We start from the raw sequence: 15,938 nt of genomic DNA on the forward strand, positions 1-15,938 counted from the left end.
TGGCCCGTGGTCACCGGTATCGGGGATGACTCCACCGGATGAGGTACGCCGCCCGGCATGGGACCGTACCCCCACCTGCGTCCTGTCCCCCGCCGGCACCGAGGTCCGGTACGGCCATGACCCCGACGCCTTTGTGGAGATCGGCTCCCTCAGCAAGGTGCTGACCGGGACCCTGCTGGCGCGGCTCGCCACACAGGGTGTCCTGTCACCGGACGACCCCCTGGAACGGTGGCTGGACACCACCCCCGCCACCGGCATCACCCTGCACCGGCTGGCCACCCACACCTCCGGACTGCCCCGCCTCCCCCCGGGGATCCGCCCCTTCGACCCGTACCGTGCCTTCACCGAGCAGGCGCTGCGCGGGCTGCTCCCCCGCCTGGACACGCTGCGTACGGCCGAGCCGGGTGCCCATGAGCTGTACTCCAACTTCGGCTATGCCGTGCTGGGTTACGCCCTGGCCACGGCGGGCGGCCGTCCGTACCCCGAGCTTCTGGACGAGCTGGTGCTGGCGCCGCTGGGGCTGTCGGGCCTGGTCAGCCATGCCCCGCCCGGGGACCGGCAGCTGCTGCCCAAGGGGCTTCTGGGGCGCCCTCGCAGGCCCTGGACCATGACCGGTGCCATTCTGCCCGCCGGCGGTCTCTGGGCGACGCCCCGCGCCGTCGCCCGGCTGCTCACCGGGCTGCTGCTGGACCGTACCCTCGGCGACCCGGCCCCCAGCTGGCAGCGGACCCGTGCCCTCACCTGGCACAACGGGGCGACCGGCACCGCCTCGGTCTTCGCCGGGGCCTTTCCCGACGGCCGCTGGATCGTGGTCCACCGGCTCGGCGGGCGGCACCAGGTCACCGACCGGATGGCCATCGAGCGGCTGAGGGCGATGGCCAGGAGTTGAGCCGGTGGGCGATGAGTCAGGCGAGGGCGGAGAGGAGTTGCCGGGTCTGCTCGGCCTCGCTTCCGGCCTGGAGGCGGTCGAAGAGATCGAGGGCGGCCTCCAGACAGGCCCGGGCCCGGGACGGCTGGCCCAGCCGGCTCAGGCTGCGGCCCAGGGATCTGAGCAGGCCGCCTTCCAGCATGCCGCTGGTGCGGCGGGCCGGCGGCAGAAAGGTCTCGGCGGTGTCGGCAGCGAGGCTGAACCGGCCCTCGATGAGGTGGAGTTCGGCCAGCAGATTGCCGGTGGCCACTTCGAAGGCGGTGACGTTCAGCGATCTGAACAGGGCCAGGGCGGACTCGGCCGCGGCCCGCGCCTCGGCCGTCGCGCCGCATTCACGCAGTACCCGGGCCAGGTAGTAGCGGCCGATGGCCTGGGAGACCGACTCCTGGCCGCCGACCAGTTCCGCACCGCGCTCGGCCGCCGCGCGGGCCTCGTTCAGGCGGCCCAGGCGGGCGTAGTTGAAGGCCAGTTCGCCCAGCGCGGTGCCCTCGGCGACCGGGGCGCCCAGGGAGCGGAACAGTCCCACCGAGGACTCCCCATGCCGCACCGCCTCGGCGAAGCGGCCCTGGACCCGGGCACCGGCACACAGGGTGAGATGGGCGGAGGCGCGCAGCCGCGCCCCATCGGCGCCGGTGCTCAGTTCCAGGGCGCGGGTGAGCTCGAACTCCGCCTGGGGATAGGAGTTGGCGTGCCAGAGCGCGTTGCCGCGCACATAGCGGGCCAGCGCCTCGGCATCCCGCTCGCCCCGGCGGGCGGCCACCCGGGCCAGTTTTCCGGCCAGTTCGGCCATGGCGGTGACATGGTCGCGGCCGGAGAGCACCGTGTTCAGCCGGTCCACCAGGTCCACCGCCTGGGCCGCCGGCAGGGCGGGGTCGGTGCAGGCCCGGACCAGCACCGCGCGCTGGACGGGGGTTTCCCGGCGCATCCAGCCCGCGGCCTGCCGGGCGTCGGCGAAGTCCAGCCCGGGCGAGGCCACCGGCGCCTCGATCAGCCCCCGCTCGGCGGGATCCGCACTGTGCGCGATGGCGTCCGCGGTACGCGCGGTGGCCAGCAGGAAGTCCAGCAGCCGGGCGAAGGCGGCACCGGTGGCGGCGGGCTGGTCCTCCCGGGCGCTCCGGGCGCGGGCGAACTCCCGGAGCAGATCGTGGAAGTGGTAGCGGCCCAGGTGGTGGGATTCCAGCAGATTGAGGTCCACCAGGGATTCCAGGAGCTCCTCGGTGGGGCCGGGGTCGGCCGGGTCGTCGCCCAGCAGGGCGGCGGCGCAGGGCAGGGCCAGATCATCCGCCTCCGGCAGGGACAACAGGCGGAAGGCGCGGGCCTGCCGGGGGTTCAGCCGGGTGTAGGAGAGCTCAAAGGCGGCTTCCACGGCGGCGTCGCCGGAGCGCAGTTCGTCCAGCCGGGGCCGTTGGCCTGGGTGCGGACGTTCCTGGTGCCCGTGTTCCCGGTGCCGTGGGGCCTGGTGCCGTTGGCCGGTCAGCCGGCGGGTCAACTCAGCGATGGTGCAGTCGGGTTCGGCGGCCAGCCGGGAGGCGGCGATGCGCAGGGCCAGTGGCAGCAGCCCGCAGGCGGTGGCCAGGGCCGCGGCCGCCTCCGGCTCGGCGTCCACCCGGCGTTCCCCGGCCACCCGGCGTAACAGCTCCAGGGCCTGCCCGGCGGGCAGCACCCCCAGCCGCAGATGGTGCGCCCCGGCCAGCTCGGACAGCCGGGCGCGGCTGGTCACCAGGACCGCGCTGCCCGCGGTGCCGGGGATCAGCGGGCGCACCTGCTCAGGGGAGGCGGCGTTGTCCAGGACCAGCAGCCGGCGGCGGTCGGCCAGCAGCGAGCGGTAGAGCGTCACCCGCTCCCCGCCGTCCTCGGGGATGTCCTCGTCGGCGGTGCCCAACTCCCTGAGCAGCAGGGCCAGTACGGACTGCGGGTCGAGCGGCCGGCGGTCGGCTCCGCGCAGGTCGGCGTAGAGCTGCCCGTCCGGGAAGCGGCCGGCCAGGCCATGGGCGGTGTGTACGGCGAGGGCGGTCTTGCCCACCCCGGCCATGCCATTGACCGCCGAGACCACCACCGCCGGGGCGTCCGCGCCGGTCAGCAGCCGGGTGAGCTCCGTCAGCTCCGCGGTACGGCCGGTGAATCCGCCGATGCGGGGCGGCAGGCTGCCGGGCCGGGGCGCGACGGCCGGGGCGGCGGGCCGCAGTGCCGGGTCGGAGCGCAGGATCCGGGCGTGGAGGCGGCGCAGCGGCTCGCCGGGGGCGGTGCCGGGGCCCAGGAACCGCCGGGTGTCCTCGAAGACGCCCAGCGCCTCGGCCTGCCGCCCGGCCCGGTACAGCGCCAGCATCTGCACCGCGCGCAGCCGCTGGCCGGCCGGGTACTCCACCACCAGGGCGCCCGCCTCGGCGGCCAGATTGGGGCGGTCGCCGATTTCGGCGTCCAGTTCCAGCCGGGTCTCCAGCAGCGACTGGCGTACCCCGGCCAGTTGGGTGCGCAGCGCCCGGGCGTGCGGCCCGTACAGCCCGGCCAGCGGCTCGGCGGACCACAGGCGCAGCGCCTCGGTGACCACCTCGCGGGCCTCGCCGGCGGCGCCGCCCGCGGCCCGGATGCGCTCGGCCCTGGACCGGGCGCGGACGAAGTCCCAGGCGTCCACGGACGGGCGGGGCACCCGCAGGGTGTAGCCGTCGCCCACGGTGAGCAGCGGCGGCTGCCCGGCGTACGGGGCGAGGGCGCGGCGCAGCCGCCAGATGTGGGTGCGTACCGCGTGTTCCGGACGGGCCGGGCGGTCGCCCTCGTCCCATATCGCGTCGATGATCAGCGGCATGGACACCGTCCGCCCGGCGGCCGCCAGCAGTACCGAGAGCACCTCGCGCTGCTGGGGGCGGCCCAGGTCCACCTCGGTGCCGTCGTACCAGGCGCGGACCGGGCCGAGCAGGGCGAAGCGGAAGCCGGGGGCGGGCGTCACCGGGTGGCGCACTGCGGCGCGTAGCCGAAGAGTGTGGACCAGGCCGCGATCCGGTAGGGGGCCTCGCTGTCGGGGTGATCGGCGTCCGGCCGGGTCTCATAGATCATCATGCTGCCGCCGGGGACCACCGCGAGGCGCTTGTACGCCATGTGCATACAGTTCGCGGTCCCGCTCTGCCAGACGATCCGCTGGTCGCGGTCGGTGACCACCAGCTCCCCGTCGGGGCGCATCACCGCCCGCTCGCCGCGCCCGGCGGTGTCGGTGTGCCACCGCTGCTGCTCGGTCCCGTCCACGGTGGTGACCAGGGCAAGGTCACCGTTCTCGCGCATCCGCAGGCTGGTGTCGCCGACGTCGAAGTGCCGGCCGGGGGCGAGGGTCTCGCCGTCGCCCAGCGCGTCCGAGGGCAGCGGGCTCTCGGTCCGGGTGGTGGCCCGGCCGGTGGCCCGGCTCTCGGCCGAGGCAGTGCCGCCGGCGGTCAGCAGGGCGGTCACGGCGAGCAGTGCGGAAACGGTGGCGGCGGTGCGTCTGGCCTTCATCGCGGACCTCTCGATTGCCGGGTACCGGGTTGGTCCGACTCTCCTGGCCCGCGATCAATGGACAATCAACGATGCGCAAACGGGGATCCGGGCACGATCCGGGAACGGGGCGGTGCCTGGGTCCGCGCCTGGGCCGATGGGCCGGGCCATCGCCGATACGACGATGGCCCGGTCCTCTCAGGCAGAGATGCCGTCGATCCGGGCCATCGCGTCCTCCGCGCCGTATGCCTGAAGGTAAGGCAGCCAGCGCGGATCCCTATGCCCTGTGCCGATGATGCGCCAGGCCAGGCCGGTGGGCGGGGCGGGCTGATGGCGCAGCCGCCAGCCCAGCTCGGAGACATGGCGGTCGGCCTTGACGTGGTTGCAGCGCCGGCAGGCGGCCACCACGTTCTCCCAGGAGTGCTGACCGCCACGGCTGCGCGGGACGACGTGATCGACGCTGGTTGCGACGCCACCGCAGTAAGCGCAGCGGCCGCCGTCACGGGCGAAGAGTGCGCGGCGGGTGAGCGGAACCGGGCCCCGAAAGGGGATCCGCACAAAGCGCTTCAGCCGGACGACGCTGGGTGCGGGGATGGTGCAGGACGCGCTGTGCAAATAGGCGCCGGTGTCCTCAAGGCTGATCGCCTTCTCGTTGAGGACGAGTATGAGCGCGCGGCGGAGCGGTACGACGCCGAGCGGCTCGTACGACGCGTTGAGGACCAGAACATGCGGCACGGGTGCCTCCCTGTACGCCGGCGGCGCGTGGCTCGCGCCGGGACGATCTCCTGCAAGTGTCCCCTGGCCGCTGGTCATGGCGCCACCATCGGCGGGTAACGGGTCACAGGTGTTTTGTGACACACCTCGGTCATCCCCGCACAGGACCTGCCCCACTTCGAACACAACAACGGACCATCCGCCCTGCCCCGATAGTGTGGTGGGTCGGCCGGTCCGCCGCTTCGCGGACCGGTGAAGGACATCACGAAGGGTTCCCGCTGTGTTTCGGTCCGCTGCCCTGGTCGCCGCAGACTCGACTCCCCTCCCCCTGGCCGTCGGCTCCGGCCGGGCAGGGGGGACCCCCCCCACTTCCCTGGACCAAGCGCAACGCACGGCCGACGACGCCGCCGGCTGGGTGGAGCAGAACTGGTCCGTCTGGCTCACCAATGGGCTGCGCATCATCCTGATCCTGGTGATCGCGGTGGTGCTGCGGTCGCTGATCCGCCGGGCCATCACCAAACTGATAGCCCGGATGAACCGCACGGTGGAGGCGGTGGACCACACCGCGCTGGGCGGTCTGCTGGTCAACGCCGAACGGCGGCGGCAGCGCTCGGAGGCCATCGGCTCGGTGCTGCGCAGTGTCGCCTCCTTTGTGATCATGGGCACCGCGGCGCTGACGGTGCTCTCGGTGCTGAAGATCAACCTGGCTCCGCTGCTGGCCAGTGCGGGTGTGGCCGGTGTGGCCATCGGTTTCGGCGCCCGGAATCTGGTCACCGACTTCCTGTCCGGGGTGTTCATGATCCTGGAGGACCAGTACGGGGTCGGGGACGAGATCGACGCGGGGGTGGCCAAGGGCACGGTGGTGGAGGTCGGCCTGCGGGTGACCAAGCTGCGCGGGGCCAATGGCGCGATCTGGTACGTCCGCAATGGCGAGGTCAAGCGGATCGGGAACCTCAGCCAGGGCTGGTCCCAGGCGGAGGTGGATGTCACCCTCCGCTACGACGAGGACCTGGAGCGGGCCCGCGAGGTGATAGCCGCGGTGGGCGAGGAGATGGCCAAGAGCGCGCCCTGGGACGAGAAGCTCTGGGAGTCGGTCGAGGTGATGGGCCTGGACTCGCTGGCGCTGGAGTCGGTGGTGGTACGCATCCAGGCGAAGACGGCGCCGGGTGAGGCGGCGGCGGTGGAGCGGGAGCTGCGCTGGCGGATCAAGGGGGCGCTGGATGCGGCGGGGATCCGGCTGGGCTCGGTCCAGCCGGCGCAGGCGGATCAGAGTACGTCCGTGGACCCCATGGCGAATGTGGCCGCCCCATCGGCGCTGGGCAACCCCTCTTCGCCGCAGTCCCTGGCCACGGCGCCGATACCGCCGGGGCCGACGCTGAGCAAGTAAGGGCTCCCCGTCGCCGGGGGCGTTTGCGTCTGCCGATGGCCGTTGCCGGCCGGCCGCAGGCCGTGGGGGCTGATCGCGCAGTTCCCCGCGCCCCTGACGGAGCGCACCGTGATCGACCTCGCCCGGCAGGGCCACCCCTCTCCGGGCACGCCCTTAAGGGGCGCGGGGAACTGCGCGACCAGCCACACTCGACCCGCACCCAACCGGCCACGGTCATCGGCAGACGCCGCATCATCGCCGGGGTGCGCCCCTTCAGGGGCGCGGGGCAGCTGCGATATGCGGCTCCGCCGCGTGGGCGCGACCGGCCACCGACGGCCCGCGGCCGACCGACAACATCCCCCCGCAGACGCCACACCCCCGCATCGCGATCTGAACAAGATCACCGCATAACCGGTGTCTTTGTCAGCCCCTACGGCCATACTTCAGGCCAGGCACCCATTCCCCGCCGCCCCGCGGCGAACGGGCGAGCGGGCGGGGGGCGCCACCAGCGACCAAGGGGGGGTCACGTGTCACACCCGCAGCCACCCGGCGCGGCGCCGGGGCGCGCACCGGGGCGAGCACCGGCGCACGCCCCGGCCACCGCCCGCCAAGGGCTCGCCGCCCTACGCGAAGCCCTAAGACGCACCCGCACCGCGGCCATGCGGACCGAGCCCGGCCGGCTGCGCGCGCTCGGCGCGGCCGTCGCCGCCCTGCTGATCGTCTTCGGCGCCCTCACCGCCTGGCAGGTCAGCGACCGTTCCACCGCGGCCGACGCCGTGGTGAACCACAGCCAGCCGCTGAGCGCGGCCGCCGCCGATATCTACCGCTCGCTCGCCGACGCGGACACCACCGCCGCCAGCGGCTTCCTGGCCGACGGCAAGGAGCCCCGCACCGTTCGCGAACGCTATGAAAAGGACATCGACACCGCCTCCGCCCTTCTGGTGAAGGCGGCCGCCGGCGCCGACCGGGCATCCTTCGAGCACACCCAGATAGCCAAGCTCAATCAGCAACTGCCGCTCTACACCGGCCTGGTGGAGTCCGCCCGGGCCAACAACCGGCAGGGCCTGCCGCTGGGCGGCGCCTATCTGCGCTATGCCAGCGACCGGATGCGCCTGGAGCTGCTGCCCGCCGCCCGCAAGCTCTATGAGGCGGAGACCGGCCGGCTGCGCTCCGACTACCATGACGCCGAGTCCTGGCCCTGGTTCGCCCTGGCCGCCGGGGTGCTGACGCTGGCCGCCCTGGGCTGGGCCCAGCACCGCGAGTACCGCCGCACCAACCGGGTGTTCAACCAGGGGCTGCTGGCCGCCACCGCCGCCACCACGGTGGCCCTGCTCTGGCTGACCGCCGGCCATGGCTTCGCCTGCGCCGGTCTCAATGGCTCGTACCAGCACGGCGCCAAGTCCATGGATGTCCTGCACACCGCCCGGATCGCCTCGCTCCAGGCGCGCGGCGCGGAGAATCTCACCCTGGTCGCCCGGGGCGCCGTGGTCACCGCCGACAACCGCGATGCCTATGAGGAGAGTTACGGCCTGAATATGCGGCAGCTGGCCGGCGATGCCTCGGCCGCCGCCCCGGTCGGCGGCCTGCTGGCGCGCGCCGGTTCGCTGGCGGACGGCCAGGGCGGGCGGCAACCGGTCGCCCGTGCCCAGGAGTTCGTCCGCCAGTGGCGCCAACGGCACCAGCGGGAACGGACGGTGGACGAGGCCGGTGACTACGCCAAGGCCCTGCCCATGGTGATCGGCGACAAGGACAGCACCGGGGAGTCCTTCGACCGGGTGGACGCCGAGCTGCAAAAGGCCCTGGACCATGAACAGGGCGAGTTCCGGCGCTCGGCCGACGACGGCCGGGGGGCACTGACCGGGCTGGCCGCGGGCGCCGCCGCCCTGGCCCTGCTGGGGGCGCTGGGCGTGCTGCTCGGCATCGGCCGCCGGCTGTCGGAGTACCGATGACCGGGGCATCGAGGACCGGGGTACCGAGGACCAGGAGAGAGCGGATGAGCGGACGACGGAGCATGAGGTCCTCCACCGCGGGCGCGGCCGCCGCGCTGGCCTGCGCGCTGGCCACCACCGCCGCGGTGCTGGTGCCCACCTCGGCGGGCGGCGCCGGCCAGCTGCCCGTCTCCCGGGCGGCCCGCCACGCCGCGGCCCCGGCCGCCGACTGCACCGACCCGGAGGCCAGCCTGCGTCCGTCCACCGTGGACGGACCCGCGGTACGCCGGATCAAGGAGCGCGGCAAACTGGTCGCCGGCATCGACCAGAACAGCTATCGCTGGGGCTATCGCGACCCGTCCACCGGGGAGTTGAGCGGTTTCGACATCGATCTGGTGCGGGCCATCGCCAAGTCCCTGCTGGGCGACCCCGACAAGGTCATCTTTCTGGCCATCCCCACCAACCAGCGCATCCCCGCGCTGAAATCCGGCAAGGTGGACATCGTCGCCCGCACCATGACCATCAACTGCACGCGGCTGCGCGATGTCGCCTTCTCCACCGCCTACTTCGAGGCCGGCCAGCAGCTGCTGGCCCCCAAGGGCAGCCCCGTCAAGGGCTTCGACGACGCCTCGCTGGGCGGCCGCCGGGTCTGCGCGGCCAGCGGTTCCACCGCCGAGACCGAGCTGGCCAAGAACAACCACGGCGCCGCCGTGCTGCATGTCCCCAATCAACTCGACTGTCTGGTGCGGCTGCAGCTGAGCCAGGTCGATGCAGTGCTCACCGACAACGCCCTGGCCGCCGGACAGGCGGCCCAGGACCCGTCCGTGGGACTGGTCGGCAAACCGTTCACCACCGAGTTCTACGGCGTGGCGATGAACCTGGACGCCACGGACCTGGTACGCCGGGTCAACGCGGTTCTGGAGGACTACCGCCGGGGCGGGTCCGACAGCCCCTGGATGGTCGCCTACCGCAAGTGGCTGGCGTCCGCGGATCTCGGGATCACCGCCCCGCCGGAACCCAGGTACAAGGATTGAGGCGGGCTGGCGCAGACTGGAAGCGACGGACCTGTGAAGCCGAACCCCCGGCGGCCGCAAGGCGCTTGGGGACGGCACCGAAACGACGCGGCTCGGCCGCGACGGGAAAGGGGATCGATGGCGGTCGCGGGACCCACCGGGCCGGCCCTGAGCCGCGAGGAGGTGGACCGGGCGCTGGCGCGGCTCGGCGCGGAACACGAGGCCGTCGAGTCCTCCCTGCTCGCCCTGCAGGACCACGCCGGCCGCCGGCTGCTGGAGGGCGCCGAGCTCACCGGTGTCACCCGTGGGCGGTGGGCGACGGCCGAGGCGCTGATCGCCCGGCTGTGGGCGTACTTCGACGTCTATACCGCCGCCCTGGAGCGGGCCCGTGAGCTGCGCGGGCGCCGACGCTGGCCCACCCAGGGCGAGTTGGGCGAGCTGACCGATCTGCTGCTCGGGGACCGGGTCACCCTGCCCGGCGCCACGGCCGCCCTCTCCGGCGCGGGGCCCACCGCCCGGCTCAGTGAACAGCTGAGCCTCCAGGAGCTGGTGGACCGGATGAACCGCTGGTACGCCGAGGCACTCGATGTGGTGGTGATCGCGGACGCGGTGTGGTCGGCGCTGCCCGCCCGGATCGATCTGCTGGCCGCCGAACTCCAGCGCACCCGCTCGCTGGCGCACTCGGTGGGGGTACGGCCGGGTGAGCACCCGGCCGGTGACGACCTGGAGCGGATCACCGCCGAACTGGCCGCGCTGCGCGCCGAGGTGATAGGGGATCCGCTGTCCTTCTGGACCGGTGACTCGCCCAGCGCCGCCCCCGGCGGCGGCCGCCCCGACACCGGGCGCTACGACCGGGCGGCGCGCGCCCTGGAGGAGGTGCGGCGCGAGATCGAGGCGGTGCTGACCGTCCGGCAGGACGCCGAACAGCGGCTGATGCGGGTGCGCGATGTGCTCTCCCGCGCGGACCGCACCCTGCAGGAGGCCCGCCAGGCCCGGGTGGAGGTGCTGTCCAAGATCGCCGCCTCGGTGGTGCCGGCCGTCTCCGGCCCGCCCACCGCGCTCCATGAGCATCTCTCGGCCGCCGCCGAGCACCGCAGACGTGCCCAGTGGCACCGGCTCTCCCCGCTGCTGGAGGAGCTGGAACGGCGCGCCGAGGAGGAACTGCTGCGCGCCCGCGAGCAGTTGACGGCGGTGACCGCGCCGCTGGCGGTACGGGCCGAGCTGCGCGGCCGGCTGGACGCCTACAAGGCCAAGGCGGCCCGGCACGGGCTGGCCGAGGATCCGGTCCTGGTGGAGCGCTATGACGCCGCCCGCCGGATGCTGTGGAGCGCGCCCTGCGATCTGGCGGCCGCCGAAGCGGCCGTACTGCGCTATCAGCAGGCCATCGCGGAGGCTGTCATACCGCCCGCACCGGGCGTAGCGGACCATAGGGGGAACCGATGAGCGAACAGTGCCAGCGATCCGACTGTCCGGGGTCGTACGAGGACATGGGCGGCGGTGAACTGTACTGCGACACCTGTGGGTTGGCGCCGGTGGTCTCGGCCTCCGGAATGATCTCTTCCCCGCCCACCGGGATGGCCGCCGCCGCGCTGGGCTCCCAGCACAGCGGCCGGGGCTCGGCACCGTCCTCCCGCTCGTCCCGGTCCGCCTCCTCCCGCCGCTCGGTCTCCGGACGGCTCTCCCGCTCGCTCTCCGGCGGCACCGAGGCGGCCTCCCGCTCGGTGTCGGTACGCACCTCCAGCACCGGAACCGCCGGCTCCGCCCGGGGCAAGCTGGGTGCGGGCCTGGTGAGCATGCCGCCGGTGCCGCGCCCCGATCCCCGGGCGGCGGTGCTGGCCGACCCCGAGGTGCCGGAGCGCAAGCGGTTCTGCAGCCGCAGTGAGTGCGGCGCCCCGGTGGGGCGTTCCCGCGGCGACCGGCCGGGGCGCACCGAGGGCTTCTGCACCAAGTGCGGCCACCCCTACTCCTTCGTCCCCAAGCTGCGCGCGGGCGATGTGGTGCACGGCCAGTACGAGGTGGCGGGCTGTCTGGCGCACGGCGGCCTGGGCTGGATCTATCTGGCCATGGACCGCGCGGTCTCGGACCGCTGGGTGGTGCTCAAGGGCCTGCTGGACACCGGTGACGAGGACGCCCTGGAGGTGGCGCTCTCCGAACGCCGCTTCCTGGCCGAGATCGAGCACTCCAACATCGTGCGCATCTACAACTTTGTGGAGCATCTGGACCAGCGCACCGGCAGTCTCGACGGCTACATCGTGATGGAGTACGTCGGCGGCAAGTCCCTCAAGGAGATCGCCAATGAGCGGCGCACCCCGGAGGGCCGGCGCGACCCGCTGCCGGTGGAGCAGGCCTGCGCCTATGGCATCGAGGCCCTGGAGGCCCTGGGCCATCTGCACAGCCGCAATCTGCTGTACTGCGACTTCAAGGTGGACAACGCGATCCAGCAGCACGACCAGCTCAAGCTGATCGACATGGGCGCGGTCCGGCGGATGGACGACCGCACGAGCAGCATTTACGGCACCGTCGGCTACCAGGCTCCCGAGGTCGCCGAGGTCGGCCCCTCGGTGGCCTCCGACCTCTACACCGTGGCCCGCACCCTGGCGGTGCTCACCTTTGACTTCCAGGGCTACACCAATGTCTTCGTGGACAGCCTGCCGGACCCGGACCATATCGAGGTCTTCGCCCGCTATGAGTCCTTCTACCGGCTGCTGGTACGGGCCACCGACCCCGATCCGGGGCGCCGGTTCGCCTCCGCCGAGGAGATGGCCGACCAGCTGACCGGGGTGCTGCGCGAGGTGGTGGCGATCCAGACCGGCAAGCCGCGCCCGGCGCTGTCCACCCTGTTCGGGCCGGAGACCAAGGTGGTGGACGACAAGCTGTTCCCGGAGCTCACCGAGGCCCCCTCGGTGCTGGGCGCCCGTACCGCCCGGGGCGCCGGGCCCGCCCCGGCGGCGCTCCCGGCGGGCGGGACGGTGGCCACCGCCCCGCTCGACGCCGGGGCCGCGGCACTGGCGCTGCCGGTGCCGCTGGCCGATGCGGCCGACCCCAACTCCGGTTTTCTGGCCGGGCTTTCGGTCTCCAAACCGGCCGAGCTGTACACCGCCCTGCAGGCCGCCCCGGTGAACTCGCTGGAGCTGCGGCTGCGGCGCTACCGGGCGCAGCTGGAGCTGGGCGAGCTGACCCATGCCGCCAAGGCGCTGGCCACCCTGGAGGCGGAGTACCCGGAGGACTGGCGGATCGTCTGGTACCGGGGGCTGCACTCGCTGGTCACCGGGGACCATGAGACGGCCGCGCTGTCCTTCGACGCGGTCTACGACGCCTTCCCCGGCGAGCCGGCGCCCAAGCTGGCGCTGGGCGTATGCGCCGAGGTGCTGGGCCAGCTGGACAATGCCGCCGAGTACTACCGCCTGGTGTGGACCACCGATCCCGGCTTTGTCAGCGCCGCCTTCGGGCTGGCCCGGGTGCTGCTGGCGGGCGGGGACCGGGCGGGCGCGGTCGGCGCCCTGGAATCCGTACCGGAGGCGTCCATTCACTTCACCGCGGCCCGGGTGGCGGCGGTACGGGCCCGGCTGCGCGGGCGGCGGCCGGCCGAGTGGCTGCGGGAGGATCTGGACGCGGCCGCCGGGCAGGTGGAGCGGCTGGCCGACTTCGGCCTGGACCCGGCGCGCCGGGAGCGGCTGGCCACCGAGGTGCTGGGTACCGCGCTGGACTGGGTACTCTCCGGCAGTCCGGGCGGCGCGCCCGGGCCGGGCACCCTCACGCTGCTGGGCAGCGAGGCGGACGAGCGCGGCCTGCGCTTCGGCCTGGAGCACTCCTACCGGGTGCTCGCCCGGCTCGCCCAGCGCGGCGAGGAAAGGATCGAACTGGTGGAGGCGGCCAACCGTTTCCGCCCCAGGACATGGGTGTGATCGATGTCGCAACTGCCGCAACCCGCACAGCTGACGGTGTGTCCCGCCTGCCGTGAGCCCCTGGACCCGGCCGACAACTACTGCGGCGGGTGCGGCGCGGACCTCTCGGCGCCGCCCGCGGAGGGCACCGCCCGGGCGCGGCGGCCGCACCCCGGCGACGGCGGGGCGCCACCGGAGCACCGGCCGGGGCTGCCGGCCCAGTCGGCACACCAGGCGCCGCCCGGCACCGGGCGGCGCTGTGCCGCCTGCCGTTCCGGCATGATCGACAACGACGGGTACTGCGAACACTGCGGGCATGCACAGCCGCGCGAACGGGATCATATGGAGCACGAGACGGCGGGCGTGGCCGCGGTCAGCGACCGGGGGCTGCGCCACCACCGCAATGAGGACGCCTATGCCGTGTCCAGCACGGCGCTGCCCGACGGCGGCACCGCCGTGGCGGCCGTGGTCTGTGACGGGGTGTCATCGGCGTCCCGGCCGGACGAGGCATCGGCCGCCGCCAGCGCCGGGGCGCTGGCCGCCATCGAGGAGGCGCTGGGCCGGGGCGTACCCCCACGTGAGGCCACCCACCAGGCGATCCTGCTGGCCGCCGGGCAGGTCAGCGCGCTGGCCGGGCCCGGCCACCAGCCCCGGGAGCACAGCCGCTACCAGCAGGAGAACGCCCCCGCCTGCACCATCGTCAGCGCGGTGATCACGGGCGAGCTGCTGACCATCGGCTGGGTCGGCGACAGCCGGGCCTACTGGGTGCCGGACGACCGCGGCACCCAGCCCGCCCGGCTCACCGAGGACGACTCCTGGGCGGCCCAGATGGTGGCCGCCGGGCTGCTGTCGGAGGACGAGGCGTACGCGGACGAACGGGCGCACGCCATCACCGGCTGGCTGGGCGCGGACGCCTATGAGGTGGAGCCGCACACCGCCGCCTACCATCCGGACCGCCCCGGGGTGGTGGTGGTCTGCACCGACGGCCTGTGGAACTACGCGGAGACCGCCGAGCAGATGGCCGCCGTGGTCCCCGCCGACGCCCGTACCCACCCGCTGGAGAGCGCCCGCCGGCTGGTGGAGTACGCCCTTGCCTGCGGGGGCCACGACAATGTGACGGTGGCCGTACTACCGTTCCCCGCACGGGCCGAGGGGGCAGCGACGGCCTGACGCCGCCAGGCGTGCACGGGGGGAAGCACACGGTGCTCCGGCAAGGGGCACCACTGGTCAATCCGCCCGTTTCGCCGCCCAGTTGACACTGCGCAGACCGAAGGAGCGGATCGGATGTCCAACCTCGCCAGGCCCGAAGTGCCGCGATTCACCGTGGATGTGTACCAGAACGCCTACCTTCCCGAGGGCGGGCGCGAGGTCAACGCCATCGTCACCGTCAGCTCCACCGGCGGCGGCGCACCGGCCGGAACGGCTCCGGACGCGGCCGTGGTCATCATGGTGGACTGCTCCGGCTCGATGGACTATCCGCCGGCCAAGATGCGCAACGCCCGGGACGCCACCGCCGCCGCGGTGGACGCGCTGCGCGACGGGGTCTCCTTCGCCGTGGTGGCCGGCACCCACCAGGCCAGGGAGGTCTATCCCGGCGGTGGCCGGCTGGCGGTGGCCGACGCCACCACCCGGGCCCAGGCCAAGGAGGCGCTGCGCAAGCTCAGCCCGGGCGGCGGCACCGCCATTGGCACCTGGCTGCGGCTGGCCGACCGGCTGCTGTCCTCCTCCGGCCGCTCCATACGCCATGGCATTCTGCTCACCGACGGCCGCAATGAGCACGAGGAGCCGCAGGCGCTCCGCGCGGCGCTGGACTCCTGTGCCGGACGGTTCAGTTGTGACGCCCGGGGGGTGGGCACCGACTGGGAGGTCAAGGAGGTCACCGGCATCGCCTCGGCGCTGCTGGGCACCGCCGACATCGTGGCCGACCCGGCCGGGCTGGCGGCGGACTTCACTCGGATGATGGAGGCCGCCATGGGCAAGGAGGTGGCGGATGTCGCACTGCGGCTGTGGACCCCGATGGGCGCCGAGGTCACCTTTGTCAAGCAGGTCGCCCCGAGCATGGAGGAGCTGACCAGCCGGCGGACCGAGGCCGGGCCGCGTGCGGGCGACTACCCCACCGGCGCCTGGGGCGAGGAGTCCCGCGACTACCACGTCTGTGTCCGGGTCCCCGAGGCCGCGGTGGGCCAGGAAATGCTGGCCGCCCGGGCCTCGCTGGTGCTGCCCTCCCCCGACGGTTCCGCCCAGGTGCTGGCCCAGGGCCTGATCCGGGCGGTGTGGACCGACGACCTGGCCGCCTCCACCACCATCAACCCGCGGGTCGCCCACTACACCGACCAGGCCGAGCTGGCCCAGGTCATCCAACAGGGCCTGGATCTGCGCAAGTCGGGCGATATGGATGGGGCCACCGCCAAGCTGGGCCGGGCCGTCCAGCTGGCCAACAGCTCGGGCAACGAGGCCACCGCCAGGCTGCTGGCGAAGGTGGTGGATGTGGTGGACGCGGCGACGGGTACTGTGCGGCTGAAGGCGAAGGTCACCGCGGAGGCGGAGATGACGCTGGAGACGCGCTCCACCAAGACGGTGCGCGTCAAGAAGTAACGCCGCAGAACGCAAGGCCGTGAAGAGGCACTTGCCCGCTTACCGGCTCAT

The 15,938-nt window shown here is 73.4% G+C and carries 11 protein-coding genes; 8 read left to right on the plus strand and 3 right to left on the minus strand.

Annotated elements, in window-relative coordinates; translation table 11 throughout:
* Positions 1 to 25 precede the first annotated feature (25 nt).
* Positions 26 to 889: a serine hydrolase domain-containing protein gene (locus CV755_RS17660; protein ID WP_109281178.1), complete on the plus strand. Its 864-nt coding sequence runs from the start codon at positions 26 to 28 to the stop codon at positions 887 to 889.
* Positions 890 to 905: 16 nt separating this feature from the next.
* Here the strand turns inward: CV755_RS17660 and CV755_RS17665 are convergent, their stop codons facing one another.
* From CV755_RS17665 to CV755_RS17675, 3 genes are all read right to left on the minus strand, one after another.
* Complete coding sequence (locus tag CV755_RS17665; protein WP_161968712.1) at positions 906 to 3,872, minus strand: AfsR/SARP family transcriptional regulator; 2,967 nt, start codon at positions 3,870 to 3,872, stop codon at positions 906 to 908.
* A complete protein-coding gene (locus CV755_RS17670) occupies positions 3,869 to 4,408 on the minus strand; it encodes a hypothetical protein (protein WP_109281180.1) in 540 nt (179 codons plus the stop codon). Before CV755_RS17670 ends, CV755_RS17665 begins: the two co-directional genes overlap by 4 nt.
* A 177-nt stretch (positions 4,409 to 4,585) precedes the next feature.
* Positions 4,586 to 5,122 carry an HNH endonuclease gene (locus tag CV755_RS17675; RefSeq protein WP_109281181.1) on the minus strand — a complete coding sequence of 179 codons (537 nt, stop codon included), beginning with the start codon at positions 5,120 to 5,122 and terminating at the stop codon, positions 4,586 to 4,588.
* Between the two features lie 259 nt (positions 5,123 to 5,381).
* On the opposite strand from CV755_RS17675, the gene CV755_RS17680 reads away from it, so the two are divergent.
* From CV755_RS17680 to CV755_RS17710, 7 genes are all read left to right on the plus strand, one after another.
* A complete protein-coding gene (locus tag CV755_RS17680; RefSeq protein WP_109281182.1) occupies positions 5,382 to 6,488 on the plus strand; it encodes a mechanosensitive ion channel family protein in 1,107 nt (368 codons plus the stop codon).
* A 638-nt stretch (positions 6,489 to 7,126) separates the two neighbouring features.
* The gene (locus CV755_RS17685) at positions 7,127 to 8,416 is read left to right on the plus strand and encodes a hypothetical protein (protein ID WP_109281183.1); all 1,290 of its coding nucleotides are present in this window, start codon (positions 7,127 to 7,129) and stop codon (positions 8,414 to 8,416) included.
* Positions 8,417 to 8,460: 44 nt separating this feature from the next.
* Entirely contained in the window at positions 8,461 to 9,429 is a 969-nt protein-coding gene (locus tag CV755_RS17690) for a glutamate ABC transporter substrate-binding protein (protein WP_109281184.1), read from the plus strand.
* Between the two features lie 117 nt (positions 9,430 to 9,546).
* Positions 9,547 to 10,851: a coiled-coil domain-containing protein gene (locus tag CV755_RS17695; protein WP_109281185.1), complete on the plus strand. Its 1,305-nt coding sequence runs from the start codon at positions 9,547 to 9,549 to the stop codon at positions 10,849 to 10,851.
* The gene (locus CV755_RS17700) at positions 10,848 to 13,313 is read left to right on the plus strand and encodes a serine/threonine-protein kinase (RefSeq protein ID WP_109281186.1); all 2,466 of its coding nucleotides are present in this window, start codon (positions 10,848 to 10,850) and stop codon (positions 13,311 to 13,313) included. The genes CV755_RS17695 and CV755_RS17700 overlap by 4 nt, the downstream gene beginning before the upstream one ends.
* 3 nt (positions 13,314 to 13,316) lie before the next feature.
* Positions 13,317 to 14,462 carry a PP2C family protein-serine/threonine phosphatase gene (locus CV755_RS17705; protein WP_109281187.1) on the plus strand — a complete coding sequence of 382 codons (1,146 nt, stop codon included), beginning with the start codon at positions 13,317 to 13,319 and terminating at the stop codon, positions 14,460 to 14,462.
* A 114-nt stretch (positions 14,463 to 14,576) separates the two neighbouring features.
* The gene (locus tag CV755_RS17710) at positions 14,577 to 15,887 is read left to right on the plus strand and encodes a vWA domain-containing protein (protein ID WP_109281188.1); all 1,311 of its coding nucleotides are present in this window, start codon (positions 14,577 to 14,579) and stop codon (positions 15,885 to 15,887) included.
* Positions 15,888 to 15,938: the final 51 nt, after the last annotated feature.

The organism is Streptomyces orinoci, from assembly GCF_003121295.1.
Taxonomy (GTDB): Bacteria; Actinomycetota; Actinomycetes; order Streptomycetales; family Streptomycetaceae; genus Streptomyces; species Streptomyces orinoci.

Bases quoted from the DNA above. Each gene is read 5' to 3' on its own strand.
- CV755_RS17670 (WP_109281180.1), bottom strand. From the start codon at position 4,408: ATGAAGGCCAGACGCACCGCCGCCACCGTTTCCGCACTGCTCGCCGTG.
- CV755_RS17705 (WP_109281187.1), top strand. From the start codon at position 13,317: ATGTCGCAACTGCCGCAACCCGCACAGCTGACGGTGTGTCCCGCCTGC.
- CV755_RS17690 (WP_109281184.1), top strand. From the start codon at position 8,461: ATGAGCGGACGACGGAGCATGAGGTCCTCCACCGCGGGCGCGGCCGCC.
- CV755_RS17695 (WP_109281185.1), top strand. From the start codon at position 9,547: ATGGCGGTCGCGGGACCCACCGGGCCGGCCCTGAGCCGCGAGGAGGTG.
- CV755_RS17700 (WP_109281186.1), top strand. From the start codon at position 10,848: ATGAGCGAACAGTGCCAGCGATCCGACTGTCCGGGGTCGTACGAGGAC.
- CV755_RS17685 (WP_109281183.1), top strand. From the start codon at position 7,127: ATGCGGACCGAGCCCGGCCGGCTGCGCGCGCTCGGCGCGGCCGTCGCC.
- CV755_RS17660 (WP_109281178.1), top strand. From the start codon at position 26: ATGACTCCACCGGATGAGGTACGCCGCCCGGCATGGGACCGTACCCCC.
- CV755_RS17710 (WP_109281188.1), top strand. From the start codon at position 14,577: ATGTCCAACCTCGCCAGGCCCGAAGTGCCGCGATTCACCGTGGATGTG.